Source organism: Streptomyces collinus Tu 365, assembly GCF_000444875.1.
In the GTDB taxonomy this organism is placed as follows: Bacteria; Actinomycetota; Actinomycetes; order Streptomycetales; family Streptomycetaceae; genus Streptomyces; species Streptomyces collinus_A.
The window spans coordinates 7612616-7637694 of sequence record NC_021985.1 but is presented as its reverse complement, the minus strand read 5'-3'; the positions used below and the strand labels follow the sequence as shown (position 1 = coordinate 7637694).

Genomic DNA, 25079 nt, shown 5'->3' with positions numbered 1-25079 from the left:
GCGCTCCCCTCAGAAGTGCGCCGCGGTCCAGGCGGCCAGTTCGGCACGCGCCGCGTCCAGCAGGTCCGCCGAGGGGGCCGTCGCCCCGTTGGTCACCAGGGCGAAGTGCGGGACGCCGGAGTCCGTGGTGGTGAGCAGCAGCCGCCGGCTGCCCGTGCCGCCCGGTTCGGGCGCCACGCCGACCGGGGTGCCCGCGCCGTAGGCGGGCGGCCCGCAGACCGTGCCCAGGTCGGAGACGACGGTGGTGGCCGGGGTCGGGAAGGACGCCGGCAGGTGCAGTTCGGTGGGTGCGCCGGCGCCGGAGCGCCACACCAGCAGCCCGTACTGGCCCGAGCCCACCAGCCGGGCCGTGGCCGGCAGGCCGGCCGGCACCGGGTTCCAGGTCAGGGTGGACGAGCCGTCCCGGGAGCGGTCCTCGTAGGTGAAGGCGAGGGCGCTGCCCGCGGTGGCGCTCGGGTAGAGCCGGTCGAGCAGCCGGGCGTCCTGGCGCAGCACCGGGGTGCCCGTGTCGTCGAGCCGGACCGCGGAGAGGTCCTCGCCGTTCCAGCCGTCGCCGGAGGTGACCACCTTGCCGGGATTGCCGTTCATCGGCTCGTGGTGCCGGCCGCTGTAGAGGTCCCACTGCCACTGCGAGCCGGACAGCACCGGACCGGAGGCGGCCGGGTCCGTCCACCAACGGGCGCCCGGCAGGCGGGAGTCGAGGCCCTGGTACATCGCCTTGAGGACGGTCGGCGCCTTGTCGGAGACGGTGCCCGAGAGCGGGTGCCCGAACTCGCTGACCACGGCGGCGGTCCCGGCGGCCGTGGCCCGGTCGCGGACGGCGGCGAAGTCGGCGGCGTACTGTCCGTCGGCCGCCTTGCCCCACATCAGGATGCCGGAGATGGCCTTCTGGTCGTAGAAGTGGGTGTTGAGGACGTAGCCGGGGCCGAGCGTGCCCGCGTCCAGCAGTCCGCCCTCCTGCCGCTGGGCGGGGATGTTGGCGTTCCAGAAGAGGTTGGGCTCGACGAGGGCGGGCTTGTCCTGCCAGCCCGCGGCGTCCATACGGGCCCGGAAGCGGGTGTAGAACGGCCAGAGCAGGTCACGTTCCCAGCTGCGGGAGGACTGCCCGGGGTCGTACGTGCCCGCGTACGGCTCGTTGTACGGGTCGAAGCCCACGACACCCGCGAACTCGTCGTCGCTCAGGTGCTGTTGGAGGTAGGTCATGGCCGCCTGGGCGGTGCCGAGGAAGGCGTCCTGGACGCCGTGGGCGTTGTGCCAGAAGTCGTACTGCGCCTGCCGTACGGCCGCGTTCTGGGTGATGTTCTGCCCCCAGAACAGGCAGATCCCGCAGGACTCCTTGGGATAACTCCCGGCGTCCACGGCCCACTTGGGGGCGCCGTCACCGGTGTACCAACTGCCCGTGTCGAACAGGTACCGGGAGTACAGGTCCTGGTGGAAGTCGGGGTAGACGCGGATGCCCGCGTCGAGGAAGGCCCTCATCTGCTCGGTGACCGCGGTCAGGTAGGCGGTGTCCACCTGGCCGCGCACGGGTTCGGCGTGCGCCCAGGAGAGCGGGAAGCGGACCGCGTTGCCCCCGCCGAGGGCGCGCAGCGCGATCGCCGACGTGCGGGCGTCGGCGGCCGAGGCGAAGGGCAGGCCGCCGTTCTCCTCCAGCTTGGTCTCGCCCGAGACGTCGTACCCGCGCAGCACGACCTCGCGGCCCTGACCGTCGACGAGGCGGCCGCCGCGCACGGTGAGCGGGCCGCCGTCGAACCAGAGGGAACCGGAGGGGGTGGCGGCGGTGGCGGGCGGCGCGCCCGCCACCGTCAGGAATCCGCAGAGGACGACCAGCACCAGCAGCAGACGGGCCCCGATATTCGGCATGTACACCACAGTCCGGCGGGGTCCGGCCGACGTCAATACCGACTGACTTCCGAGTAAGTTGAGTGCCCGTCAGTGGGATGCGGTCAGTCGCCCACCCGGCGCGTCACGTTCAGCAGGTACTCCTTCCGGTCGAGCGGGTTGTGGTCGGTGCGCGGGCGCTCGGGCAGCGGACCCCGGGCGACCGGCGCGTAGTGGTCGAAGGCGGTCTCCAGCTCGCCCTCGCCGCGGGTGAGCCCGGGCAGCCGCTGCCCCAGCTCGTGGACCCGGGCGGCGGGCACGGCACCCTCCAGGACACCGGCCCGATCGCGGCCGCCCGTGCTCTCCGGAACCGCGCCCAGCCGGGCCAGCACCGGCAGCAGGGCGCCCAGGGTGTCCGCCGGGGCCTCGATCCGGAAGCGGTGCATGGGCTCGTACACCACCGTGCGCGCCCGGCGCAGCGCCTCGACCAGGACCAGCGGGGTCAGGCCGCGGAAGTCGTAGCCGGTGCTGGACATGCTCTTGTCGAACCCCTGGTGGGCGTGGCTCTGCCGGGGCGAGTAGCCGGAGTGGGTGATGGTGACGGCGCAGTCGGTGACCTGCCAGCCGTGCAGTCCCTGCCCGAGCGTGTCGCGCACGGTGTCCTCGACGGCCTTGAAGAAGGCGTACGGCATGGAGCCGAGCTCCACCTCCAGGCCGAAGCGCACCCCCGAGCCGGGCGGTGCCGCGTCCACCCGCAGGCCGACGGTGGCGAGGAAGGGGTTGCCGTCCTTCCTGTTGAACTCCACCGCCGCTCCGCTGCCCGCCGGCCGTTCGACGCACAGGGTGGTCGTCTCCCGGAAGGTGACGTCCAGGCCGTACTCGTCGGCGAGGGTGGACTCGATGACCTCCTTCTGCACCTCGCCGTAGAGGGAGACGGAGGTCTCCTTGCGCAGCTCGTCGTGGCGGACGCCGATCAGCGGGTCCTGTTCGGCCAGCTGGGTGAGGGCGAGGTGCAGCGCTCGCCGGTCGGTGCCGGGCCCGGGCACGACGACCGTCTCCAGGGTGGGCGGGGCGAAGTGGTGCCCGGTGGCCCGGCCCGGCGTGCCGAGCGCGTCGCCGATCCGGACGCCGCCGAGGCCCCACAGCCGGGCGATCCGGCCCGCGCCCGCCTCCTCCCGCCGGACGTCGCCGCCGTGGTCGAAGACAGTGAGGGCGGTGATCCTGCCCTCCACGCGACCGTCGCCCGCCCCACGGCCGTCACCCTTCCGGCGGGCGCTGCCCTCCCCGCGGCCGTCCCCCTCCTCGGCGCCGTGGCTGAATGGGACGCGGTCGCGTACGCGCAGGGTGCCGGAGAAGATCCGGGCGTAGGCGATCTTCTCCCCCGCCGGGCCCCGTTCCACCTTGAACACCGTGCCGGACAGCGGGCCGTCCGGGTCGCCGGAGGCGGGCGGCAGCAGCCGTTCGACGCCGGTGACGAGTTCGGCGACGCCGGCACCGGTGAGGGCGGACCCGAACCAGACGGGGTGGACCAGGCCCTGCCGGGTCTGGGCGACCAGGGCCGCGTCCAGCCGGCCGGCGGAGATCCCGTGGGTGACGTAGGCGGCGAGCAGGTCGTCGTCGTGGTCGGCGAGCACGTCGAGCGCGGACGGGCCGAGCCCGGGGACGAACCGGGCGGCGCGGGTGCCGAGCCCGGCGGCGGTCCCCATCGGGACGAGCGGCACGGCGAGCCGGCGGGTCATCTCGTCCAGCACGGAGGCGTCGCGCGCGCCGCGCCGGTCGATCTTGTTGACGAAGACGAGGGTGGGGATGCGCAGTCGGCGCAGGGTGCGCATGAGGACGCGGGTCTGCGCCTGGACACCCTCGACGGCCGAGACGACCAGGACCGCCCCGTCCAGCACCCCGAGCACCCGTTCCACCTCGGCGATGAAGTCGGGGTGGCCGGGGGTGTCGATGAGGTTGACGGTCACCGAGTCGAGCGGGAAGGAGACCACCGCCGACTTGATGGTGATCCCGCGCTGCCGCTCGAGGGCGAGTGTGTCGGTCCGGGTGCTCCCCCGGTCGACGCTTCCGATCTCGTCGGTGACGCCGGCCGTGTGCAGCAGCCGTTCGGTCAGGCTGGTCTTACCGGCGTCGACATGGGCGAGGATTCCGAGATTGAGCAGGTGCACTGAGCGTGATGTCCTTCGGCATGGGGTGGATTCCTTCCTCGGTGGACATGCACGCAGTGCGCATCGGGGGTCCTCTCGTGTGGCGTCGGGTCCCGTGCAGTGCAGCAGGGACGGCCGCCCGGCAGCAATGGATTAATGTTCAACGAATCCCCCGTCGCAGCGCTCGCCGCCCGCAGGGCACGGACTTAGAGTGACCTACATCACGCCCGGTGGCTGATTTCCGACGCCCCCGCCCGGCTCGGTCTGGAGGGCACCCATGACCCACATCTCGGTGAACGTGGACGGCACGACGTACGACGACGACGTGGAACCCCGTCTCCTGCTCGCCCACTACCTGCGCGACCGCCTCGGCCTGACGGGCACCCCGATCGGCTGTGACACCTCCAACTGCGGCGCGTGCACGGTCGACCTGGACGGCGCGACCGCCAAGAGCTGCTCGGTCCTCGCCGTACAGGCGGACGGCTGCGAGGTGACCACGATCCAGGGGCTGGCCCGGGACGGCGAGTGGACCCCGCTGCAACGCGCCTTCCACGAGCGGCACGGCCTGCAGTGCGGCTACTGCACCCCCGGGATGATCATGGCGGCGCGCGACCTGCTGCGGGAGAACCCGCACCCCACCTCCGACGAGGTCCGCCACGCCCTGGAGGGCAACCTCTGCCGGTGCACCGGCTACCAGAACATCGTCCGCGCGGTGCTCGACGCCGCCGGCGCCGAGGTCTCCGAGGAGGTCACGGCATGACCGACCAGGCCGTGGGACCCGAGATCGGCCGCTCCCGGCTGCGCAAGGAGGACGCCCGGCTGATCACCGGCCAGACCAACTGGACCGACAACATCCAGCTCGCCGGACTGCTCCACCTGGCCATCCTGCGCAGCCCGATGGCCCACGCCCGCGTCACGCGCGTCGACGTCTCCCCCGCCCTGGAACGCCCTGGCGTCGTCGCCGCGTTCAGCGGCGCCGACCTCGCCGAGGGCCTGGGCCCGCTGCCCTGCGCCTGGCCGGTCACCGAGGACATCGTGCTGCCCGACCACCCGCCGATCGCCGTCGACGAGGTACGGCACGCCGGTGACCCGGTGGCGGTCGTGGTGGCCCGCGACCGGTACGCGGCCGCCGACGCGCTGGAGGCGATCGAGGTCGACTACGACCCGCTGCCCCCGGTGCTCGACCTGGAGGCCGCGCTCGCCGAGGGCGCCCCGCTGGTCCACGCCGACAAGGGCACCAACCGCTGCTACACCTGGCCGCTGGCCACCGGCGAGAGCTTCGCGTCGGTGCGCGAGCGCGCCGAGGTCACCCTGAAGCGCCGCTACCACCAGCAGCGGCTCATCCCCAACGCCATGGAGCCGCGCGCGGTCGTCGTCACCCCGCTCGCCGCCTCCGGCGAGTACACGGTCCACTCGGCGACCCAGATCCCGCACATCCTGCGGATCATGCTCGCCACGGTCACCGGCATCCCCGAGCACAAGCTGCGGGTGATCGCGCCGGACGTGGGCGGCGGCTTCGGCTCCAAGCTCCAGGTGTACGGCGAGGAGGCCGTGGCACTGGCGGTGGCCCGCAGGCTCGGCCGCCCGGTGAAGTGGACCGAGTCCCGCTCCGAGGGCTACCTCGCCACCCACCACGGCCGCGGCATGATCCAGGACGTCGAGATCGCCGCCACCCGCGAGGGCAGGCTGCTCGGCCTGAAGGTCGACCTGCTCGCCGACATGGGCGCCTACCTCATGCTCGTCACCCCGGGCATCCCGATCCTCGGCGCCTTCATGTACCCGGCGATCTACAAGATGGACGCCTACGAGTTCACCTGCACCGGGGTCTTCACCACCCGCACGCCGACCGACGCCTACCGCGGCGCCGGCCGCCCGGAGGCCACGTTCGCCATCGAGCGGACCATGGACGAGCTGGCCTTCGAACTCGGCCTCGACCCGGTGGAGGTGCGCCGCCGCAACTGGATCCGGCACGAGGAGTTCCCGTACACCACGATCGCCGGGCTGACCTACGACAGCGGCGACTACGAGGCGGCGACCGAGAAGGCGCTGGCCCTGTTCGGGTACGACGACCTGCGCGCCGAGCAGCGCGAACGCAACGAGCGCGGCGACGCCGTACGCCTCGGCATCGGCGTCTCCACCTTCACCGAGATGTGCGGTCTCGCACCGAGCCGGGTGCTGCGCGACCTCAGGTACGGGGCCGGCGGCTGGGAGGCGGCGGCCATCCGCATGCTGCCCACCGGCAAGGTCGAGGTCGTCACCGGCACCAGTCCGCACGGCCAGGGCCACGTGACCTGCTGGAGCCAGATCGCGGCCGACGTGCTGGGCGTGCCGTTCGAGGACGTCGAGGTGGTGCACGGCGACACCCGGGCGGCCCCGCAGGGCATGGACACCTACGGCTCGCGGTCGCTGGCCGTCGGCGGCGAGGCCGTGCACCGGGCGGCCGTGAAGGTCGTCGAGAAGGCCCGGCGGATCGCCGCGCACCTGCTGGAGGCGAGCGAGCAGGACCTGGAGTTCCAGGGCGGCGCCTTCTCCGTCAAGGGCTCGCCCGAGGCCCGCAGGACCATCCAGGAGATCGCCCTCGGCGCGTTCACCGGCCACGACCTGCCCGACGGCGTCGAGCCGTCCATCAACGCCGAGACGGTGCTCGACCCGGAGAACTTCTCCTACCCGCACGGCACCCACCTGTGCGCGGTCGAGGTGGACACCGAGACCGGGAAGACGAGCATCCGCTCCTACGTCTGCGTCGACGACGTCGGCAGGGTCGTCAACCCGATGATCGTCGAGGGGCAGGTGCACGGCGGTCTCGCCCAGGGCATCGCGCAGGCGCTGTTCGAGGAGGCCGTCTACGACGACGAGGGCAACCTGGTCTCCGGCACCATGGCCGACTACCTCGTGCCGTCGGCGGCGGACCTGCCCGACTTCGTCACCGACCGCACGGAGACCCCGGCCGTCGGCAACTCCATGGGGGTCAAGGGCGTCGGCGAGGCCGGGACGATCGCCTCCACACCCGCCGTGGTCAACGCCGTGGTGGACGCGCTGCGGCCGCTCGGCGTCCGGGACGTACGCATGCCCTGCTCCCCGCACCGGGTGTGGCAGGCGATCCGGGCGGCCCGCTCAGGAGCCACCGGAGCCACCGCGGAGACCGGCGGGACGGGCCCGGCCCAGTCCGGGCAGTCCGGACAGGCGGCGCGGTCCGGCGACATCGGCCAGTACGGCGACATCGGCCCGGACGGCGGACCCGAGGGGCCGGTCCCGCCGGGAACGGAGGGTTCGGCATGATTCCCCCCACGTTCGACTACACCCGTCCCGAGAGCGTGGACGAGGCGCTGCGCGCGCTCGCCGACGCGGGTGACGAGGCCAAGGTGCTGGCCGGCGGGCAGAGCCTGCTGCCGCTGCTGCGGCTGCGGCTCGCCTTCCCCGAACTGGTCGTGGACGTCGGCCGGATCCCGGAGCTGCGCGGCGTCCGCGAGGACGGCGACAGCCTGGTCATCGGCGCCATGACCACGCACCACGAGGTGGTCCACGACCCGCTGGTGCGCCGGCACGCCGGGCTGCTGGCCCAGGCGACGGCCACGGTGGCCGACCCCGCCGTACGGCACCGGGGCACCCTCGGCGGTTCCCTCGCGCACGCCGACCCGGCCGGTGACCTGCCCGCCGTGGCCCTGACCCTGGACGCCGAACTCGTCGTCGCGGGACCGGGCGGTCGGCGCGCGGTCCCGGCGCGCGAGTTCTTCGTCGACTACCTCCAGTCGGCGCTGGCGCCCGACGAGCTGCTGGTCGAGGTGCGGGTGCCGAAGCGGGAGGGCTGGGGCTTCCACTACGAGAAGTTCCACCCCGTCGCCCAGTCCTGGGCCATCGTCGGGGTGGCGGCGCTGGTACGGCGCGACGACGGGCACGTCGCCGAGGCGCGGATCGGGCTGACCAACATGGGCTCGACCCCGCTGCGGGCCGCCGCCGCCGAGGAGGCGCTGTCCGGGGCCGACGGCCCCGGGGCGGTGGCCCGGGCCGCCGAGGCGGCGGCCGAGGGCGCCCGGCCAGCCCAGGACCTGGCCGCCTCGCCCGAATACCGCGAGCACCTCGCCCGGGTGCTGACCCGGCGGGCCGTGCTGACCGCCACCGGGATGGGGTGAGCGCCGATCACCCGGATGGACGACCCGGAGCAGGTGCGCGCCCGCCTGGAGGAGACGGGGTACCTCGTCGACGACGGACTGGCGATCACCTGCTTCCTGGCGCTGAGACTGCACCGGCCGCTGTTCTGCGAGGGCGACGCGGGCGTGGGCAAGACCGCGCTCGCCGCCGCCCTGGCCGAGGCGCTCGGCGCGCCCCTGATCCGGCTCCAGTGCCACGAGGGCATCGACGCCTCGCAGGCCCTGTACGACTGGGACTTCCCGCGCCAGCTGCTGCACCTGCGGGCGGCCGAGGCGGCCGGGATCAGGGACGCGGACCGGCTGGAGAGCGAGCTGTACGACCGGCGCTTCCTCATCGCCCGGCCGCTGCTGCGGGCCCTGCAGACCCACCCGGCGGTGCTGCTGGTCGACGAGATCGACCGGGCCGACGACGAGTTCGAGGCGTTCCTGCTGGAGCTGCTGTCGGAGTACTCCGTCTCGATCCCCGAACTGGGCACGCTGCGCGCCGAGGAGCCGCCGGTGGTCGTGCTCACCTCGAACCGCACCCGGGAGGTGCACGACGCCCTCAAGCGGCGCTGCCTCTACCACTGGTTCGACCACCCCTCGTTCGGCCGCGAACTGGCCATCGTGCGACGGCGGTTGCCGGAGGTCTCGGCGCGGCTGGCCGAGCAGGTCACCGCGCTGGTGCAGACCCTGCGGGGCGCGGACCTGCTCAAACCGCCCGGGGTGGCCGAGACCATCGACTGGGCCGAGGCACTGCACGCCCTGGGCGCGAGCGAGGTGGACGCCGACCTGGCGGTGGCGACCCTGGGCTCGGCACTCAAGTACCGCGAGGACGCGGACCGAGCCCGAGGCCTCGACCTCACCGCTGTCCTGGCGTCCCGGGGAGGCCGACGATGACGGACGAACGGGAGGAGGGGACGACGGTGGGTGTACGGGCCCTCGGGGGTGACGCCGTGCTGGTCGGATTCGTGCGGGCGTTGCGGGCGGCGGGGCTCGAGGCCGGCAGCGAGCGGCTGCACGCCTTCCTGCGGGCCGTGGACGAGTTGCGGGCCGGGATGCGGGCCGACGTGTACTGGGCCGGGCGGGCGACGTTGTGCGGCGGGCACGACGACCTGGAGCGGTACGAGCGGGTGTTCGCCGCGTACTTCGGCGCACGGGGCGGGGACACGTCCCGAGCCGTGCCGGCCGCGGCCCCGCCCCGGCCCGTGCTCGCCGGCCGGGAGGCGCACGGCGGCGCGCGCGAGCCCGGTGAGCGGGAGCCGTCGGGCCCGCCCACCGCCACGCTCGCCAGCTCCGCCGAGGTCCTGCGCCACCGCGACGTCGCCGCACTCGACCCCGCCGAACGCGCCCAACTGCACCGCCTGCTCGTCGCGTTCGCCCTGCGCGGGCAGACCCGCCGCTCCGCCCGCCGGCGGCCGGCCCGGCGCGGGGACGTCGACCCGCGCCGCACGGTGCGGGAACTGCTCCGGCGCGGCGGCGAGCCGGCCCGGCTGCGGCGGCACGCGCGTGTGCACCGCCCCCGCCGGGTGGTCCTCCTCGTCGACGTCAGCGGCTCCATGGCGCCGTACGCCGAGGCGCTCCTGCGGTTCGCGCACGCGGCGGTGCGCGGGGGCCGCACCGAGGTGTTCACCATCGGCACCCGGCTGACCCGCGTCACCCGCGAACTCGCCCACCGCGACCCGGACCTGGCCATGACGGCCCTCGCGGCGGCCGTGCCGGACTGGCGCGGCGGCACCCGGCTCGGCGAGCTGCTGCGGGAGTTCCTCAACCGCTGGGGACAGCGCGGCATGGCGCGCGGGGCGGTCGTCGTCCTGCTCTCGGACGGCTGGGAGCGCGGCGACCCGGAACTGCTCGGGGCGCAGATGCGCCGGCTGCACGCCCTGGCCCACCAGGTGGTCTGGGCCAACCCGCGCAAGGCGCGCCCCGGTTACGCGCCGCTGGCCGCCGGGATGGCGGCGGCCCTGCCCAGCGTGGACGCCTTCGTCGAGGGGCACAGCCTGGCGGCGCTCGAACGGCTGGCGGCGGTGGTGCGCGGGGCGTCGAGCGGTGCGGCTCTGGAGAAGGGAGCGCAGCGTGCGTGAGATCCTGCCGGCGCTGGAGCGCTGGTACGCGGCCGGGATCCCGTTCGGGCTCGCCACGGTCGTCGCGGTCAGCCGCAGCGCGCCGCGCGGACCCGGCGCCGCCATGGCGGTGGGCCCCGACGACGAGGTCGTGGGGAGCGTGTCCGGCGGCTGCGTGGAAGGCGCGGTGTTCGAACTCGCGCAGGAGGTCGCGGCGAGCGGCGAGGCACGCCTCGAAACCTTCGGATACAGCGACGAGGACGCGTTCGCCGTCGGGCTCACCTGCGGCGGTGAGATCACCCTGCTGGTGCGTCCGGTCACGGCCGCCACCGATCCGGCGTTCGACGCGGTGGCCGGCTCGGTCGCGGCGGGCGAGCCGGTGACCGTCGCCACGGTGGTCGACGGACCGGCACCGCGCGGCGCGACCCTGGCCGTCTGGCCGGACCGCACGGCGGGCACCCTCGGCACGGCCGGGCTGGACGTCGCGGTCAGCGCCGACGCGCGCGGCGAACTCGCCCTCGGTGCCTCCGTCCTGCGGCACTACGGGCCGCACGGGGAGCGCCGTGAGGACGCCGTCACCGTGTTCCTGCAGTCCTTCGCGCCACCGCCGCGGATGCTGGTCTTCGGCGCCATCGACTACGCGGCCTCGGTGGCCCGCATCGGCGACTTCCTGGGCTACCGGGTCACCGTGTGCGACGCCCGCCCCGTCTTCGCCACGCCGAAGCGCTTCCCGGCCGGTGTGGAGGTCGTCGTCGACTGGCCGCACCGCTACCTGCGGAGCACCGGCACCGACGACCGCACGGTGATCTGCGTCCTCACCCACGACCCGAAGTTCGACGTGCCGCTGCTGGAGGAGGCGCTGCGCCGGCCGGCCGCCTACATCGGGGCGATGGGCAGCCGCCGTACCCACGACGAACGGCGCGCCCGGCTCACCGAGGCCGGTCTCACCGCGGCCGAGCTGGCCCGGCTGCGCTCGCCGCTCGGCCTCGACCTCGGGGCCCGCACGCCGGAGGAGGTCGCGGTGTCCGTCGCCGGGGAGATCGTCGCCCTGCGCTGGGGCGGCAGCGGGGCGCCCCTGACCGGCACCGCCGGGGCCATCCACCCGACCGCCGCCCCCTGAGACCCGAGGAGCACGTCATGGAGCTGCACCACGAGTTCACCGTCCCCGTCCCGGTCGACGACGCCTGGCACGCACTCCTCGACATCGAACGCGTCGCGCCGTGTCTGCCGGGCGCGGCGGTGGAGAGCTACGACGGCAGGACCGTGAACGGCTCGGTGAAGGTGAAGGTCGGGCCGGTCACGGTGACGTACCGGGGCACCGCGGTCTTCGAGGAGCAGGACGAGGGGGCGCACCGGATGGTGCTCGTGGCGAGCGGCCGGGAGACCCGGGGCCAGGGCACGGCCCGGGCGACGGTCACCGGCACCCTGACCGAGCGCGACGGCGGCACGGCGGTGTCGGTGGACACCGATCTGACGGTGACCGGGCGCCCGGCGCAGTTCGGGCGCGGCGTGCTGGCGGAGGTGGGCGACCGGCTGGTGGGCCGGTTCGCGTCCTGCCTGGAGGAGCGACTGGCCGAACGCCCCGCCGCGCCCGTGGCCGGGGCGGCGGCACCGCCGGCCGAAGCGGGGGCCACCGCACCGCCGGTCGGCACGGGGGCGGCGGCACCGCCGGTCCGGGAGGAGGCGGAACCGCTCGACCTGCTGCGGACCGCCGGACTGCCGGTGGCCAAGCGGGTCGCGGCCGCACTGGCGGCGGCCGCCGCCGTCGCCCTGGCGGCCGTGGGCCTGCGGCGCCGGGGTCGGACGCGGTCCGGGCGGGGACGGAAGGGCGCGCGACGGTAGCCGCGGCATGGCGCCTGCCGCCTCAGCGACGGCCGGTGCGGTGCGGCAGGGTGCCGTGCACGCGGTGGGCGGTGGGCGGTGGGACTGTCGGCCCGGCTCGGCCCCTGTGCCCCTGGGGGTCGCGGGGCGGTGCCGGGGGATGTCCGGCGGTAGGTCAGGCGGGTGCGTGGCGTGACCGCGTCGCCCGCCGCGGTGCGGCGTGGTGCGCGGGCTCCGCCGGGGCTTCCACCCGCAGGCGCTGGAGCCACAGGGCGGCGGTGAACAGCAGGCCGGTGAAGATGGCCAGAAGAAGGGCGGACACCCACATCTGCCGGCCCCCGGGGGCCTGCCAGGCGGTCCAGGCGGTCGACGCCGCCCACACCAGGGCGCCGGCCGCGTAGAAGGTGCGCATACGGCGTAGCTGCCGCACGGCCCGCAGGGACTTGATGCGATCAGTATGGGGTGCCATGCCGACCCGTGTACCCCGGGGCACGCCTTTCAGCTTCACGAATTGCCGGACGGGGCTCGGCCCGGCGCGGGTCGTCACCGCCCCGCGTCAGGCGCGGCCGGACCGGGCGCAGCCGACGCAGGTGGTGGCCGCCGGACGGATCTCGAGGCGTTCGGGCGGAATCGTCCCGCCGCAACTCTCGCACCGCCCGTACCGGCCCTGTTCGAGCCGTTCCAGCGCCCGGTCCAGTTCCTCCAGGTGCTCGCGCGTCTGCGCCATCAGGGCGGCGACGTGGGCCCGCTCGAAGGCCGTCGTACCCCCTTCGGGGTCGTGCTCGTCGTCCACCGCGACCAAGGCGTTCGCCGCGACGATCCCGTCGAAGTCACGGCCCAGCGCGGCCGCCCGGGCGAGGGTGTCGGCCCGGTCGGCCGCCAGGCGTGCGCGGACGGCCGGGAGGTCCGACGGGCCGGGCTCCTCATGGCCGTGCCGAGGTAGGTCTTCCATGCCGGAAGAACACTGCCTCGCGGTCCCCTGTTCCCTGCCCCTGCCCCTGCCCCTGCCCCTGCGCCTGGGGCTTCCGCACGGGTGGCGCGACCGGCCGACGTCAGAAGTCGTACGGCTTCTTGGTGTTCCAGTTCAGCACATCGGCCTCGTTCCAGCTGAACCGCGGCTTCCGGCCCTTGACGTCGACCGAGTAGAAGGGGCCCTCGTGACCGTCGGCGCCGCGCAGCGCCATGGCGAACGAGCGTGCCGTGTGGTTCTTCGAGCCGTAGTCGAAGAGGTTCACCGCGCTGTACACCTTGTCGCCGGCCCGCAGCGTGAGGTGCTTGCCGCCGCCCGGGGCGTCCTTCTTGGAGTGCGGGAGCGTGGGGACATCGACGTCGTCGCCGAGCTTCACGGCCGGGTACGAGGTGACCCAGCACGGCGTGCTGCCCGCGTTCGAAGCGGTGATCAGCAGGTGGTCGCCCTGCTGGCCCGCGAACCGGTGCACCGCGGTGACCAGCAGCTCGTCCCCGCGGCACTGCCGGGCGGCGGCCTTCGTGCCCTTGTTCTCGATCTTGTTCGTCCCGCCGGAGGCGCTTTCCGAGCGCACCTGCTCCCTGGTGGCGCCGCCGGTCTCGGCCCGCGCCGCGCCGCCCTTGGCGTTCGCGTCGGACGCGGTCCGGCTCTGCGTGCCGCCGGCGGCGTGGTCGCCGCCCGCCGCCTTCGAGCCGTCACCGGAGCCGCCGCAGGCGGTCAGGCCGAGCGCTAGCGTGGCGGTGGCGGCGGCGAGGGCGGCGGTGCGGGCGGTACGGCGGGCACGGTGAGTGGTCATGATGAGAGTTCCCCCGTGATCGGTGAGGACGCGTGGTCGGTGTGGACGCGGCACCTCCGTCCGCTCACGCAGAGCGGCCGGCCGCATCGTCTGGGTCACTGCACCCTTGTAGACGGCACGGAAGTGGGCGTCGTTCCCCCGCTTTGTCCGTGTTCAGTAACAGGGCCGTCGGGTGCCCACCCCCCGGAAACGGTGTGCCTGGATGCGGACTGCCGGGGCACGCAGAAGGGGACCGGCGGTGCGGGTGGCGAGGCGGGAAGGCGGTGTGCGTGACCGAGCGGGAGCGGGTGCTCGAGGCACAGGAGGGCATGGGGCAGGACCTCGAGGCACAGGAGGGCCGGGCTGGGGAGCCGGCGGACGACCTGCTGCGCGGGCTCGCGGTGGACGACCGGCAGCCGGAGCGGCCGGTGCTCCTGGACGGCGACGGCCGGCCGATCGAGACCTGGCGGGAGAACCACCCGTACGACCATCTGATCGGACGGCGGGAGTACGAGCGGACCAAGCGCATCCTGCAGATCGAACTGCTCAAGCTGCAGCGCTGGGTGAAGGAGACGGGCCAGCGGATCGTCGTGGTCTGCGAGGGGCGGGACGCGGCCGGCAAGGGCGGCACGATCAAGCGGTTCACCGAGCGGCTGAACCCTCGCGGCGCCCGGGTGGTGGCACTGGACAAGCCGACCGAACGAGAGGCCGGGCAGTGGTACTTCCAGCGGTACGTCGCCCACCTGCCGGCGCGCGGCGAGATCGTCTTCTTCGACCGGTCCTGGTACAACCGGGCGGGCGTCGAGAGGGTGATGGGGTTCTGCTCACAGGAGGAGTACGAGCAGTTCCTGCTCCAGGCACCGCTGTTCGAGCGGCTGCTCACCGACGACGGCGCCCTGCTGGTGAAGTTCTGGTTCTCGGTGTCGCGTGCCGAACAGCGCACCCGGTTCGCGATCCGGCAGGTCGACCCGGTGCGCCGCTGGAAGCTGTCGCCCACCGACCTGGCCTCGCTCGACCGGTGGGACGACTACACCGCGGCCAAGGTCGACATGTTCCGGGCGACGGACACCGCGCACGCGCCCTGGACGGTGGTGAAGAACGACGACAAGCGGCGGGGCCGGCTGGAGGCGATGCGCAGTCTGCTGTACCGGTTCGACTACCCGGCCAAGGACGCGGCGGCGGTCGGCACGCCCGATCCGCTGATCGTGGGTGCGGCGGACACCCTGCTCGAACCGGGCGAGGAGCCGACGGCCCTCTCGCCGACGCCGCTGGCGGGACCGGGCGGCGGCCCCGGCAACCACCCGGACCCGCGTTGACGGCCCGGCCGTTTCGGACGCGGCCGGGTCAGCCCACGTGCCAGGTGAGGCTGCCGCCGTTGTGGGCGGCGACGACGAACATCACGATCATGAGGATGATGTCGACCACTCCGAGGCCGATGTCCCACTTGGCCATCACGGAACCGGTCTGGCGCAGCGCCATGACGCCGAAGACGACGGCTAGCGGCCCCAGGACGATGGGCAGGAAGAAGAGGCCGACGATGCCGCAGACGAGTCCCGCGATCGCCAGTCCGCTCGTCCGGCTGGCCTTGCCTGTGCTGTAGGACGCCATCGGTGTCTCCCCAACTGTCGTGATCGGCTTCGCTTCCCTCTTTCGTTCCTCTCTGGTTGCCCGTCAGGGCCCGGTCATGCCTGCCGGCAGATGCGATCAAGTGCGCGCGTAGGAAGTCGAATTGACCACCTGACCGGCGGTCCGCGGCACGCCCTGTCCGCCGCCCGTCACCGTGACCCGGCGGCCACCAGGGCCGCCGTGAGGGGTTCGAGCTCGGCGACCAGTTCGGCGAGCTCGGCGGGGGACAGTGCCTCGTACGGTGGGGCGGCGAGTTCGTCGGTCAGGGCTTCGACGCGCTGCTTGGTGGCCCGGCCGGCTTCGGTGAACCGCCCGTCGGCGTCGACCAGTCCGCGCTCGCGCAAACCGGCCATGACCGCGGCCAGCCGCTCCTTCGGCAGGTGGTGGATGCGTCCGAACGACTCCGGCGGGTGGATGCCCTGCGCCAGCGCGTCGAGCACGTGGGCTTCCGTGCCACCGATGCGCGCGCCGACGAGCGCCGCGATGTGCCCGTCACCGCGGTGCTCGCGCAGCATGGTCGCGGAGTGCCACAGTCGGGCGACCGGGTCGCCCGGCACCGGGAGGGCGCGCATCCCGGCGTACATCGGCCGGCCCTCGGTGGGTGCGCTCGTCGCGGCCTTGGTGGTCAGGTCGGCGGCACGCACCAGGCCCGGGGAACCTGCCCGTTCGGCGCCGAGGATGCGCCGTACGGAGGCCGCGCTGCCCCGTTCCCGCGCGGCGAGGGACGCCTCGGGCGGGATCGTCTCCCATGCGCCCGGGATGTGCCGTGCCGCCTCCCCCTCGGCGAAGTTGTAGAACGCCGCGTGCACGACCTGCGCGGGCACGCGTCCCAGTGGAGCGGCGCGGCTGGCGAAGTAGCCGTCCCAGTAGGTGCGGTGACCGAGCGCGGCCAGCTCCTCGTTGCACTCGTCGGCGAAGTAGGTGACGAGACAGATCGGCTCCAGGAGCTCGAACATGCGGCGGGCGGTGTGCGTCATGACCGTCATCCTGCCCGCGGTCACGCCTCAGGGCACAGTGCTGACCCCGGGCCCCGTGCGGTGACCTGAGGGACTCTCCTGCCGCGCCGGGCGGCATCTGGGTACGGGTACTCAGGACCCGCGCTCCGCGCTCGGCGAAGCTGGCCCGATGACTACCTCTTCGGAGCCCCCGGCCTCTTCGGCCCCTTCGCCCCTCTCGGCGCGCCCGGACCACGCTCTGCCGCGGGTGCTGGGAGCCGCTGTCACGGGAGCGGTGCTGGCCACCGGCGCGCGCGGCTACCTCTCCTGGTCCGGCCACCGCGGCGACCGGGCCTGCCGGCCGGACGGCGGCCTCTGCCTCACCTGGTGGAACCTGACGGCCGTCCCCCTCGTCCTCGCGGTCACGCTGGTCGTCCTCACCGTCGTCTACCGGCGGCTGGGCATCGGACCACGGCTCGTCATCATCCCGCCGACGGTCCTGCTGGCCCCCGTCCCGCTCGCCGTCGGTGCGGCAAGCGGATCGTCGGCCGTCGCCCTCACCGGCGCGGCCTGGTCGGGCTGCCTGGCCCTGGCCGCGTGGAGGCGCTACCGGGTCCCGGCGCTCACGGCATCGGCGGTGATACTCCTGGCCGCCATGGTCGTGCGCTACCCCTCCTGACCGTGACCCGGGCAGCGCCGGGTCCGGGGCCGCGGCCGGGTGCGATGGCCGGTCAGCTCGCCCTGGAGCCGACGACCGCGGTCCGGGTGCGGTCGTGTTCCGCGCGGGCCGTCTCCAGCAGGCGCCGCCAGGAGCCGACGGTCGGGCGACGCCGCAGCAGGGCCCGGCGCTCGCGCTCCGTCATCCCTCCCCAGATGCCGTGCTCGATCCGTTGGTCGAGGGCGTAGGCCAGGCACTCGGTCCGGACCTCGCACCCGCCGCACAGTGCCTTGGCGCGGTTCTGCGCGGCGCCCTCGACGAACAAGTCGTCCGGGTCGGCCGTCCGGCAGAGCCCCTGCTCACTCCAGTCGGTGTCCGTCATCCGGTGATGCCGTCCTCTCCCCTGCCCGCCGTGCCGTTGCCTCGGTCGGAGGCAGCGGGCATATGACACTACGCCGTTCGGCCCATTACTCCTTCCTCTGCTGCGCGGCATCACACCTTCGGATGACCGGGAATTGCGTTCCGGGCACAGCGGCGATATGGGCGCTTGGCTTTGCGACCGATACCTCTGGCGACGAAAGCTGCCGACCCTGCCCATGACCCGCGAAGTCCCGGCGGACGCGACGGCCGACACCCGGGGCCGGCCGTCCGTCAGGCCGTAGGGCGGAGGTAGAAGTGCGGCGCGTCTGGTATGCAGAGGCCTCGACGCGTGGGCGGATCCGGGGAGGGGCGCATGGGGCGTACGCCGAGCGACGGTGAACGACGTGCGGTGGTCGTCGATGGGCGGCCCTGGTACGTGGCCAACGAACTGCTGGCGTTCCTGATCGAGATCGTGGCACTGGGGCTGCTGTGCTGGTGGGGCTTCGCCTCGGGGGGCGGCGTGGGGGTCAGCGTGCTGCTCGGTCTCGGCACACCGGCCGTCGCCGCGGCGCTCTGGGGGCTGTTCGCCGCACCCCGGGCACCCTTCAGGCCGCCGCTGCCCGGCGTGTTGCTCGTGAAGGGACTGGTGCTCGGCGGTGGTGCGCTGGCGTTGTACGGGGTGGGCCATCCGGTCGGGGCCGTGGCGGTGGCGGTGGTGACCCTCGTGAACGTCACCGTGGCGGAGGTCTTCCGCCGGCCCGCGCCGGGGGGTACTGAACCCGCTCCGGGCGCGGCGGCCCCGTAGCGGCCGGCCGGGTCGGGTCGCGGGTGGCCCACAGCACCTGCAGCGGGCGGTCGATGCGCCGGCCCGCCCGCCGGTCGGCGTCGTCGTGTTCGCGGTCGACACCGAGGCCGGCCCGGTAGTCCTCGCACATGGCGTGCACGGTGGCCGGGTCGTGGATCGCCTGCCGGTGGTCCTCGTACGCCTCGGCTCCCATCTGCTCGGCCGTGGCCCTGTACCAGGCGTCGGGGTCCGCGTCGATGACACGCTCGGCGGGCTTGTCGGTCTGCCCGAGGAAGAACCAGTGCCACCAGCTCGCGGCGAAGGTCGCGTCACAGCGTCGCAGTGCCTCCCCGAGGGGGACGGCGTCCAGCACGCCGACCGCCGACACGGCCTCGGGGTGGTCCAGGGCCAGGCGCGTGGCCTCGTACGCGCCCCGGTCGTGCCCGACGACGGCGAACCGGTCGTGCCCGAGGCCGCGCATCAGCGCCACGCAGTCGCCCGCCATGGCGCGCTTGGAGTACGGGCGGTGCCGCGCGTCGGTCGGGCCTCCTCTGCCTCGGACATCCATCCCGTGCCCTGGGCGGCTCCGCCCATGCGGCCCCCACGGCGCCACGGCCCCGGGCAGCGACGACAAATGCCCACGGATGGGATCTTGAGTGCCCGTCAGGCCCACCCGGCCCGGCCCACGCCTTACTCTCTTCTCCTCGGATGCGGGAGGGTGGACCGAGGGTGCGGGTTCGGCATGTCACGACCGCACACGCCCACGAGGTCCGCAGGGAGAAGAGTGCGTACGGACAGTCAGCTGCGCCGGCTCGTGAGCGCCGCGATCGACCGGGCGCGTACCAACCGGGAGATGCGGCGCCTGGCGGACGTGTTGATCGAGCCCATCCAGGTACCGGTGCCCGCGGATCCCGACGAACTCTTCGAGGCCCTCGTCCGGTCCGTGAACCGGTGGCGGGGGCGCCAAGTGCACGTGCACGAGCGGTCGTTCCCCACCTCGCTGCGGGCCACCGGCCTGTGGATGGAGCGCAGCGCCCCCGACGGTGACGTCGCCGACCACATCGTCATCGAGGAACACGCGGCCACCTGGCACAAGTTCGTGATCTTCGGTCACGAGGTGTGGCACATGTACAAGGACGAGGCGATCGGCCCGCTGGGGCCGGGCGCCGCGTCCCGGACCGACTTCGTCGAGTGCGCGGAGAAGGAGGCCGAGACGTTCGGCCTGCTGATCGCCCGGCGGCTGCGCCCCTGGCTCCAGGCGGCACCGGATTCCGTGTACGCGGCCAGGAGCGGCACCGACAACGTGGCCGGGCGCATCGGCGCTGCCCTCAACTACCGGGGAACCAAGTGATCAACTACATCAGCTGCGGCGTTCTCTGGCTCGGCCTCGCGCTCAAGCTCCGCGACCTCGTCGGTCACCGCGGCGACCCCTTCCTGCGCGCCATCACCGCGCTCCTGGCCCTCGCGAGCCTGTGCTGGCTCCTCGGCTCTCCTCCGACCGTGGGCGCGATCAACCGGGCCACCGGCGTCGCGAACCTCGCCGCTCCCCTCACCTACGCCGTCATCACCGCGTACAGCGCCGCGTGCCTGGTCCTCGTCGTCTACTGGCGTGACGGCCGGCGCGGCCGTGCGACCGCCCGCCGCTGGATCATCAGTTACGCCGTCGTCATCGCCGCCATCGGCATCCTCTTCGCCCTCGGCGACGCCCGTGCCGAGCGTCGGGTCGACTTCGACACCTACTACGCCACCACGCCGTACATCCGCGAGATGATCGTGCTGTATCTGGTGGCCCACCTGACGGCCGTCACCGTCACCGGCCTGTGGTCCGTGCGGTGGGCCATGGGCACTACCGTCCACGGCTGGGTGCGGGCGAGCCTCCTCACGCTCGGTCTCGGCACCGCGCTGAGCGCCGGCTACAGCCTCTCCAGGCTCGTCGCGGCCGTGGCCCGCTGGTGCGGCGAGGACTGGACGGCCCTCGCCACCGAGCTGTCCCCCGGCTTCGCCGGAGCGGGTGCCTTCCTCACGGTCACCGGCGTCCTCCTGCCCTTCGTCGGACACCATGCCGCGCGCTGGTGGCACGAGCTGCGCGCGTACACGCAACTCGCCCCGCTGGAACGGCAGCTCGAGGACCTGCTCAAGCGGCGGACGCTGCGACTGCGCCGGCCGCTGTCCCCGCTGGTGTGGCTGCCGTGGCGGCAGAGCAGCATCCACAACGGCCTCAGCGCCCTCCAGGCGCACCTCGACCAGGCCCTGTACGAGCAGACCTACGAGCGTGAGCTGCGACGGACGGACGACCTGGAGCAGGCCGAGGCGAACGCTCTCGCCACGACCATCGCGGCCGCGGCCGTGAGCGAGCGCGCCGGCCGTCCCGCGGTCCTGGACGCGGGGCACAGCCCGCTCCAGCCGCAGCACCTGGAGCTGCCCGTCCTGGTCCGCATCGCCGGGTCCCTCAACGCCCCCGGCGGCGCCAGGCCGGCCCCGGCGCACACCGACGCGGCCGCCGGAAGCACCGCGTGACCCCGGCTTCGCGGTACACCGTCCCCTCCCCGCGCGAGCCTGATCGGAGTTCCCAGGCATGAGCCTCGTCGTCTACGTCGCGGCGGCCGTGTTGGCGACCGCGGCGCTGCTGCTGGTCCCGGCGGGTCCCCGCCTGCTGCCGCGCACCCCGCTCACGACCTCGACCTGCGTCGCCGTCGCCCTCGGGGCGTGCTGCTTCGCGTGCTCCGCCCCCGCGACCCTGGCGGCGGTCAACGAGCTGACCGGCGTCCCGAACTTCGGTGCGCCCCTGACCTACTCGACCATCAGCGCCTACAGCGCCTCTCTGCTCGTCCTGCTGATCAACTGGCGTGGCGGCCCTCCCGGCGAGGTCCGCAGGATGGTCTCGCGCATCATCGCCGCCTACGGCCTGCTCATCGTCGCGATCATCGTCCTGTTCGCGCTGGCCGACGCCCCGGTCGAACGCCTCCGGGACCTCGACACCTACTACGCCCGCACCCCGTACATGCGGGAGATGATCAGCCTCTACCTGATCGGGCACGCCGTGTGCGCCGTGATCATGATCGTCGTGTGTCTCAGGTGGTCCCGTACGGTCGGCGGCCTGCTCCGGACGGGTCTGCGGCTGATCATGTGGGGGCTGGTCCTCGACGTGGCCGGCTTCGAGCTGACGAAGATCACCGCCGTCGCGGCGCGGTGGGCCGGCGGGGACCTCGACTGGCTCTCCACCTCCGTCGCGCCCCCCGTGGTCTCCCTCGGCGCGCTGGTGTGCAGCCTGGGCTTCGTCCTGCCCCGGCTCCTGCCGGCGGCGCGCGGCCACTGGGACAGCGCCAAGGACTGCCGGGAGCTCCGGCCCCTGTGGGAAGAGGTGAAGGCGGTGACGACGGCGCCCAAGCCCTCCCCGGCCTGGTGGCAGCTCCCCAAGTCCCGTCTGCAGATGCTGGAGCTCGCCATCCACGACGCCCTGCTCCAGCTCGTCCCGGCCTTCGACCTCGGCCTCGGCCGGCGGGTGCTCGCCTGCGCCACGAGCCGGGGACACGCGCCGGACGAGGCGCGGGTCATCTCCGAGGCCGCCATGGTCGTGGGCGCCGCCGAGGAAGCCCGGTCCCCGGCCCCCGTGCCGCACGACGCGGGAGTCGAGCGGGACGGGCGGGACAGGTACCCCCTGCCCGCCACGTCCGGCACGAAGGAACTGGTCCGTCTCGCGCAGGCCCTGGCCCTGCTGCCCCACTTCCACGAGTCCCGCGCAACGGTGCGGTGACGGCTTCCACCACTGAGCAAGGAGAAGACCTCATGTCGCGTAAGGCTGTCGTCATCGGCGCCGGCGTGGCCGGCATTCTGGCCGCGGCCGCGCTCGCCCCCGTGGTCGACCAGGTGGTCGTGCTGGACCGTGACGCCCTCCCGGACACCCCCGAGCACCGCAAGGGCGTGCCCCAGGGCCGACACGCGCACCTGATGATGGACGGCGGGCTGGCGGCCATGGACGCGCTCGTCCCCGGCACCGACATGCGGGGGCACCTCCTGGCGGCCGGCGCCCACGAGATCCACCTGTCCCGGGACATGATCGCGCTCACCCCCGAGGGCTGGTTCCACCGCTGGCGCCGCCGCGAGCACCCCATGATCACCTGCAGTCGGGCGCTGCTGGACTGGGCCGTGCGCACGGCGGTGCTGGACAGCTGCGCGGGCATCGAGATCCGGCAGGCGCAGGTCGTCGGCCTGATGGGCAGCGGTGAGCGGGTCACCGGCGTCCGCGTCCTGGCGGACGGTGCCGAGGAGAGTCTGGAGGCCGACTTCGTGGTGGACGCGAGCGGGCGCGGTTCGCGGATCGTGAAGTGGCTGGAGCGGCTCGGCATCGACGGCATCCGGGAGCGGACCGTCGACTCGGGCCTGGTCAACTCCACGCGGATCTACCGCGTCCCGCGGGGTGCCGAGGACTGGCCGCTGACGCTCGTGCAGCCCCGCCCCCACACGGGCGAGCCGGGCCGCAGCGGGATGATCGTCCCGATCGAGGGCGGCCGGTGGATGGTCAGTCTCGGCGGGTCCCGCGGGGGCGAACCGCCGAGGGATCCGGACGGGTTCGTGGAGTACGCGCTGGCTCTGCCGCACCCCGTCGTGGGTCAGCTCATCGCCGGCGCCGAACCGCTCACGCAGGTGTTCACCAGCCACAGCACGAGCAACGCCCGCCGTTATCTGGAGAAGGCCCCCGCCTGGCCCGACGGTCTCGTGGTGCTGGGGGACGCGCTGGCCACCTTCAACCCGTCCTACGGACAAGGCATGTCGGTCGCGGCACTGGGCGCCCGGATCCTCGCGCGGAACGTGCACCGGCGGTGGGGCGGCCCCGGTCTCGCCCGCCGCATCCAGCGTGAACTGGCCAAGCCGGTGGAGGGGGCCTGGACGCTGGCCGTCAGCTCCGACGTCCTGTACCCGGGAGTCGTCGGCGGCGAGCCGACGGCCTCGGACCTGTTCGCCGCGAGGTACTCGAAGCGGCTCACGCGGGCCGCGACCGGCTCGTACACGGCCGCATCGGCGCTGTGGGACGTCACCGGCCTGCGGGCCGCCCCCACCCGGCTCATGCGGCCGGGAGCGCTCCTTGCCGCTCTCAACGGCCCCTCGCTGCCGCCGCTGTCGGGTCCGCCGTTGACGCCGGGAGAACACGGGATCCTGGCCGGCCTCATCCGCGGCGGAAGGTCCGAGGAGGCTCCGGTCGCGCCGTAGCGTCGGGCGCCGCGGGCGGGCGGCCACCCGGCCTCGGGCGGCTCCCCCGGGCCCCTCGCCCTCCGGCGACTCGGCGCCGCCCGAGACGGGGCGCTCGCGGACCGGGCGGCGACACGCCGGCATGCGGGCCGGGCCCGGCGGCCGCGCGCCGGCGCCGCCGGGCCCTGAGTGGCGGCCGCGGTCGCCGTCGCAGATACGCACCGCGTGCGACTGGGGTGCCGTGCGGCGTGGTCCGGTCGGCTATCGCTCGGGCAGCCGGTGCAGGGTCACGTCGGTGAGCGTGCCGTCCGCGAGGGTCGCGGTCAGGTAGGTGCGGTACGGCTGGCGGCGGCGGTCGGTCGGGGAGCCGGGGTTGAGCAGTCGCGGTCCGCCGGGGGCGGTGCTGTCCCAGGGGATGTGGCTGTGTCCGAAGACCAGCACGTCCAGGTCCGGGAAGCGGGCGGCGCAGCGGGCCTCGCGGCCCTTGGCGGGCCCGGTCTCGTGGACCACGCCGAAGCGCAGGCCGTCGAGTTCGGCGTACGCCACCTCGGGCAGCCGGGCCCGCAGCTCGGGGCCGTCGTTGTTGCCGTACACGCCGACCAGCCGGCGGCTGCGGCTCTCCAGCAGGTCGAGGGTGGCGGTGTCCACCCAGTCACCGGCGTGGAACACGACGTCGGCGTGCGGGAGTTCGGCGAGCAGCGGGTCCGGGAGCCGCTTGGCGCGCTTGGGCAGGTGGGTGTCGGACATCAGGAGCAGGCGCACGCCGCCAGCCTAGGCCCGTCAGGAGGCCAGACGCCGGATGGCGCTCACCGCGCCCAGGACGGCGGCGCCGGTGCCGAGGACGGTGGCGGCCGGGTGCCGTACCAGGATCTCCTGCCACGAGCGGGCGTGGGAGACCTCGTCGAAGGAGCCGTGCGCGCCCTGGTCGTCGGCGCGCTCCCGGTCGGCCGGTTCGAAGAGGTTGCCGAGGCCGGACGGCGGGACGCTGTCGGTCTGCTGGGAGTCGAAGCCGGTTCGGGCCAGGTAGCGGTCGAGCAGGGCGGGGGCCAGCCGGTTGGCCCAGATCGTGGCCACGGTGGTGGCGCCGACGTAGTACTGCTTGCGGCGCGGGTGGTCCGCCGCGTACGCCACCCCGCGCGCGGCGACCTCCGGCTGGTAGATCGGCGGCACCGGCATGGGGTGTCGGGACAGCCGGTCGCGGACCCAGTCGAACTGGGGCGTGTTGACGGCCGGCATCTGGGCGACGGTGACGTGCACGTTGCTGCCGCGGTGCAGCAGTTCGACGCGCAGGGCGGAGGTGAAGCCGTTGACGGCGTGCTTGGCCCCGCAGTACCCCGACTGGAGCGGGATCGACCGCTCGCCGAGCGCGGAGCCGACCTGCACGATGGTGCCCCGGTCGCGGGGCAGCATGCGCTTGAGCGCGGCACGGGTGCCGTTGACGAAGCCGAGGTAGGTCACCTCGGTGATCCGCTTGTACTCCTCGGGGGTGATCTCCTCGAACGGCGCGAACACGCTGGAGAAGGCGCAGTTGATCCACACGTCGATGGGGCCGAACTCCTTCTCCGCGGCCTCGGCCACGGCCTCCACCTGGGCCGGGTCGGACACGTCGGCGGTCTGGACGAGGGGGCGCCCGCCGAGCGCCGCGACCTCGTCGGCGGCCGCTTCCAGGCCGCCCTTGCCGCGGGCGACGAGCACGACGTCGGCGCCGCGCCGGCCGTAGAGGCGGGCGGTGGCGCGGCCGATCCCGGCGCTGGCCCCGGTGATGACGACGGTGGGCATCTTCCTCTTCTCCTCTCGCGGGAACGCGT

General features: G+C 73.9%; 24 protein-coding genes and 1 pseudogene. 14 read left to right on the top strand and 11 right to left on the bottom strand.

Annotated features, from left to right (window positions below; all coding sequences use genetic code 11):
• Positions 1-9 precede the first annotated feature (9 nt).
• Positions 10-1863: a cellulase family glycosylhydrolase gene (locus B446_RS32995; RefSeq protein WP_043479609.1), complete on the bottom strand. Its 1854-nt coding sequence runs from the start codon at positions 1861-1863 to the stop codon at positions 10-12.
• 83 nt (positions 1864-1946) lie between these two features.
• Positions 1947-3989 (bottom strand): elongation factor G, encoded by a 2043-nt coding sequence (locus B446_RS32990; RefSeq protein ID WP_020943791.1) that lies wholly within the window; start codon positions 3987-3989, stop codon positions 1947-1949.
• Positions 3990-4245: 256 nt separating this feature from the next.
• Here B446_RS32990 and B446_RS32985 point away from each other — a divergent pair, with 256 nt between their 5' ends.
• Genes B446_RS32985 through B446_RS32955 form a run of 7 tightly spaced genes read left to right on the top strand, consistent with a single transcriptional unit; the run spans position 4246 to position 12000 of the window.
• Entirely contained in the window at positions 4246-4728 is a 483-nt protein-coding gene (locus tag B446_RS32985; RefSeq protein ID WP_020943790.1) for a (2Fe-2S)-binding protein, read from the top strand.
• Positions 4725-7247, top strand: a complete 2523-nt coding sequence (locus tag B446_RS32980) for a xanthine dehydrogenase family protein molybdopterin-binding subunit (protein WP_020943789.1) — start codon at positions 4725-4727, stop codon at positions 7245-7247. The genes B446_RS32985 and B446_RS32980 overlap by 4 nt, the downstream gene beginning before the upstream one ends.
• Positions 7244-8098 (top strand): FAD binding domain-containing protein, encoded by an 855-nt coding sequence (locus B446_RS32975; protein WP_020943788.1) that lies wholly within the window; start codon positions 7244-7246, stop codon positions 8096-8098. The genes B446_RS32980 and B446_RS32975 overlap by 4 nt, the downstream gene beginning before the upstream one ends.
• Positions 8099-8113: 15 nt before the next feature.
• Positions 8114-8995, top strand: coding sequence for an AAA family ATPase (locus tag B446_RS32970; protein WP_020943787.1), 882 nt, complete (start codon positions 8114-8116; stop codon positions 8993-8995).
• A complete protein-coding gene (locus B446_RS32965; protein ID WP_020943786.1) occupies positions 8992-10179 on the top strand; it encodes a vWA domain-containing protein in 1188 nt (395 codons plus the stop codon). Before B446_RS32970 ends, B446_RS32965 begins: the two co-directional genes overlap by 4 nt.
• The gene (locus B446_RS32960) at positions 10172-11278 is read left to right on the top strand and encodes an XdhC family protein (protein ID WP_020943785.1); all 1107 of its coding nucleotides are present in this window, start codon (positions 10172-10174) and stop codon (positions 11276-11278) included. Before B446_RS32965 ends, B446_RS32960 begins: the two co-directional genes overlap by 8 nt.
• A 17-nt stretch (positions 11279-11295) precedes the next feature.
• A complete protein-coding gene (locus B446_RS32955; protein ID WP_020943784.1) occupies positions 11296-12000 on the top strand; it encodes an SRPBCC family protein in 705 nt (234 codons plus the stop codon).
• A gap of 154 nt (positions 12001-12154) precedes the next feature.
• Here the strand turns inward: B446_RS32955 and B446_RS32950 are convergent, their stop codons facing one another.
• The 3 genes from B446_RS32950 to B446_RS32940 all read right to left on the bottom strand — a co-directional run bounded on the left by B446_RS32950 (position 12155) and on the right by B446_RS32940 (position 13742).
• On the bottom strand, positions 12155-12448 hold the full coding sequence (locus tag B446_RS32950; RefSeq protein WP_043476942.1) for a hypothetical protein: 294 nt from the start codon (positions 12446-12448) through the stop codon (positions 12155-12157).
• 87 nt (positions 12449-12535) lie between these two features.
• Complete coding sequence (locus B446_RS32945) at positions 12536-12931, bottom strand: TraR/DksA family transcriptional regulator (RefSeq protein ID WP_020943782.1); 396 nt, start codon at positions 12929-12931, stop codon at positions 12536-12538.
• Positions 12932-13031: 100 nt separating this feature from the next.
• Positions 13032-13742 (bottom strand): DUF4232 domain-containing protein, encoded by a 711-nt coding sequence (locus tag B446_RS32940; protein WP_020943781.1) that lies wholly within the window; start codon positions 13740-13742, stop codon positions 13032-13034.
• A gap of 308 nt (positions 13743-14050) precedes the next feature.
• Here B446_RS32940 and ppk2 point away from each other — a divergent pair, with 308 nt between their 5' ends.
• Positions 14051-15037 carry a polyphosphate kinase 2 gene (gene ppk2 / locus B446_RS32935; RefSeq protein ID WP_043479596.1) on the top strand — a complete coding sequence of 329 codons (987 nt, stop codon included), beginning with the start codon at positions 14051-14053 and terminating at the stop codon, positions 15035-15037.
• Between the two features lie 28 nt (positions 15038-15065).
• Here ppk2 and B446_RS32930 read toward each other — a convergent pair whose 3' ends face one another.
• Together B446_RS32930 and B446_RS32925 are read right to left on the bottom strand one after the other, a co-directional pair.
• Positions 15066-15329 (bottom strand): DUF4190 domain-containing protein, encoded by a 264-nt coding sequence (locus B446_RS32930; protein WP_020943779.1) that lies wholly within the window; start codon positions 15327-15329, stop codon positions 15066-15068.
• 167 nt (positions 15330-15496) lie between these two features.
• Complete coding sequence (locus tag B446_RS32925; RefSeq protein ID WP_020943778.1) at positions 15497-16324, bottom strand: SCO6745 family protein; 828 nt, start codon at positions 16322-16324, stop codon at positions 15497-15499.
• Between the two features lie 148 nt (positions 16325-16472).
• Here B446_RS32925 and B446_RS39345 point away from each other — a divergent pair, with 148 nt between their 5' ends.
• The gene (locus tag B446_RS39345; RefSeq protein WP_420010344.1) at positions 16473-16961 is read left to right on the top strand and encodes a hypothetical protein; all 489 of its coding nucleotides are present in this window, start codon (positions 16473-16475) and stop codon (positions 16959-16961) included.
• A gap of 52 nt (positions 16962-17013) precedes the next feature.
• Here B446_RS39345 and B446_RS32915 read toward each other — a convergent pair whose 3' ends face one another.
• Entirely contained in the window at positions 17014-17322 is a 309-nt protein-coding gene (locus tag B446_RS32915) for a WhiB family transcriptional regulator (protein WP_020943776.1), read from the bottom strand.
• A 351-nt stretch (positions 17323-17673) separates the two neighbouring features.
• Between B446_RS32915 and B446_RS32910 the strand changes: the two genes are divergently transcribed.
• Positions 17674-18105, top strand: a complete 432-nt coding sequence (locus B446_RS32910) for a YrdB family protein (protein ID WP_052352209.1) — start codon at positions 17674-17676, stop codon at positions 18103-18105.
• Between the two features lie 16 nt (positions 18106-18121).
• Here B446_RS32910 and B446_RS32905 read toward each other — a convergent pair.
• Positions 18122-18649 (bottom strand): annotated as a pseudogene (locus tag B446_RS32905) (alpha/beta fold hydrolase); the annotation flags it as partial.
• 288 nt (positions 18650-18937) lie between these two features.
• Here B446_RS32905 and B446_RS32900 point away from each other — a divergent pair.
• From B446_RS32900 to B446_RS32885, 4 genes are read left to right on the top strand one after another with little or no spacing between them, the layout of a single operon-like run.
• Entirely contained in the window at positions 18938-19435 is a 498-nt protein-coding gene (locus B446_RS32900; RefSeq protein ID WP_043479589.1) for a hypothetical protein, read from the top strand.
• A complete protein-coding gene (locus B446_RS32895) occupies positions 19432-20601 on the top strand; it encodes a DUF6545 domain-containing protein (protein WP_020943772.1) in 1170 nt (389 codons plus the stop codon). Before B446_RS32900 ends, B446_RS32895 begins: the two co-directional genes overlap by 4 nt.
• Positions 20602-20659: 58 nt before the next feature.
• Positions 20660-21838 carry a DUF6545 domain-containing protein gene (locus B446_RS32890; protein WP_020943771.1) on the top strand — a complete coding sequence of 393 codons (1179 nt, stop codon included), beginning with the start codon at positions 20660-20662 and terminating at the stop codon, positions 21836-21838.
• A 32-nt stretch (positions 21839-21870) separates the two neighbouring features.
• A complete protein-coding gene (locus tag B446_RS32885; RefSeq protein ID WP_020943770.1) occupies positions 21871-23292 on the top strand; it encodes an NAD(P)/FAD-dependent oxidoreductase in 1422 nt (473 codons plus the stop codon).
• 240 nt (positions 23293-23532) lie between these two features.
• Here the strand turns inward: B446_RS32885 and B446_RS32880 are convergent, their stop codons facing one another.
• Both B446_RS32880 and B446_RS32875 read right to left on the bottom strand, forming a co-directional pair.
• A complete protein-coding gene (locus tag B446_RS32880; protein WP_020943769.1) occupies positions 23533-24033 on the bottom strand; it encodes a metallophosphoesterase family protein in 501 nt (166 codons plus the stop codon).
• Positions 24034-24051: 18 nt separating this feature from the next.
• Complete coding sequence (locus B446_RS32875; protein ID WP_020943768.1) at positions 24052-25050, bottom strand: SDR family oxidoreductase; 999 nt, start codon at positions 25048-25050, stop codon at positions 24052-24054.
• Between the last annotated feature and the right edge of the window lie 29 nt (positions 25051-25079).

Excerpts from the sequence above, each read along its gene's own strand:
- B446_RS32930 (WP_020943779.1), bottom strand. The coding sequence starts at position 15,329 with ATGGCGTCCTACAGCACAGGCAAGGCCAGCCGGACGAGCGGACTGGCG.
- B446_RS32885 (WP_020943770.1), top strand. The coding sequence starts at position 21,871 with ATGTCGCGTAAGGCTGTCGTCATCGGCGCCGGCGTGGCCGGCATTCTG.
- B446_RS39345 (WP_420010344.1), top strand. The coding sequence starts at position 16,473 with ATGACTACCTCTTCGGAGCCCCCGGCCTCTTCGGCCCCTTCGCCCCTC.
- B446_RS32970 (WP_020943787.1), top strand. The coding sequence starts at position 8,114 with ATGGACGACCCGGAGCAGGTGCGCGCCCGCCTGGAGGAGACGGGGTAC.
- ppk2 (WP_043479596.1), top strand. The coding sequence starts at position 14,051 with ATGGGGCAGGACCTCGAGGCACAGGAGGGCCGGGCTGGGGAGCCGGCG.
- B446_RS32995 (WP_043479609.1), bottom strand. The coding sequence starts at position 1,863 with ATGCCGAATATCGGGGCCCGTCTGCTGCTGGTGCTGGTCGTCCTCTGC.
- B446_RS32980 (WP_020943789.1), top strand. The coding sequence starts at position 4,725 with ATGACCGACCAGGCCGTGGGACCCGAGATCGGCCGCTCCCGGCTGCGC.
- B446_RS32945 (WP_020943782.1), bottom strand. The coding sequence starts at position 12,931 with ATGGAAGACCTACCTCGGCACGGCCATGAGGAGCCCGGCCCGTCGGAC.
- B446_RS32875 (WP_020943768.1), bottom strand. The coding sequence starts at position 25,050 with ATGCCCACCGTCGTCATCACCGGGGCCAGCGCCGGGATCGGCCGCGCC.
- B446_RS32985 (WP_020943790.1), top strand. The coding sequence starts at position 4,246 with ATGACCCACATCTCGGTGAACGTGGACGGCACGACGTACGACGACGAC.
- B446_RS32940 (WP_020943781.1), bottom strand. The coding sequence starts at position 13,742 with ATGACCACTCACCGTGCCCGCCGTACCGCCCGCACCGCCGCCCTCGCC.
- B446_RS32890 (WP_020943771.1), top strand. The coding sequence starts at position 20,660 with ATGAGCCTCGTCGTCTACGTCGCGGCGGCCGTGTTGGCGACCGCGGCG.
- B446_RS32925 (WP_020943778.1), bottom strand. The coding sequence starts at position 16,324 with ATGACGCACACCGCCCGCCGCATGTTCGAGCTCCTGGAGCCGATCTGT.
- B446_RS32910 (WP_052352209.1), top strand. The coding sequence starts at position 17,674 with ATGGGGCGTACGCCGAGCGACGGTGAACGACGTGCGGTGGTCGTCGAT.
- B446_RS32900 (WP_043479589.1), top strand. The coding sequence starts at position 18,938 with ATGCGGCGCCTGGCGGACGTGTTGATCGAGCCCATCCAGGTACCGGTG.
- B446_RS32950 (WP_043476942.1), bottom strand. The coding sequence starts at position 12,448 with ATGGCACCCCATACTGATCGCATCAAGTCCCTGCGGGCCGTGCGGCAG.
- B446_RS32915 (WP_020943776.1), bottom strand. The coding sequence starts at position 17,322 with ATGACGGACACCGACTGGAGTGAGCAGGGGCTCTGCCGGACGGCCGAC.
- B446_RS32965 (WP_020943786.1), top strand. The coding sequence starts at position 8,992 with ATGACGGACGAACGGGAGGAGGGGACGACGGTGGGTGTACGGGCCCTC.
- B446_RS32975 (WP_020943788.1), top strand. The coding sequence starts at position 7,244 with ATGATTCCCCCCACGTTCGACTACACCCGTCCCGAGAGCGTGGACGAG.
- B446_RS32955 (WP_020943784.1), top strand. The coding sequence starts at position 11,296 with ATGGAGCTGCACCACGAGTTCACCGTCCCCGTCCCGGTCGACGACGCC.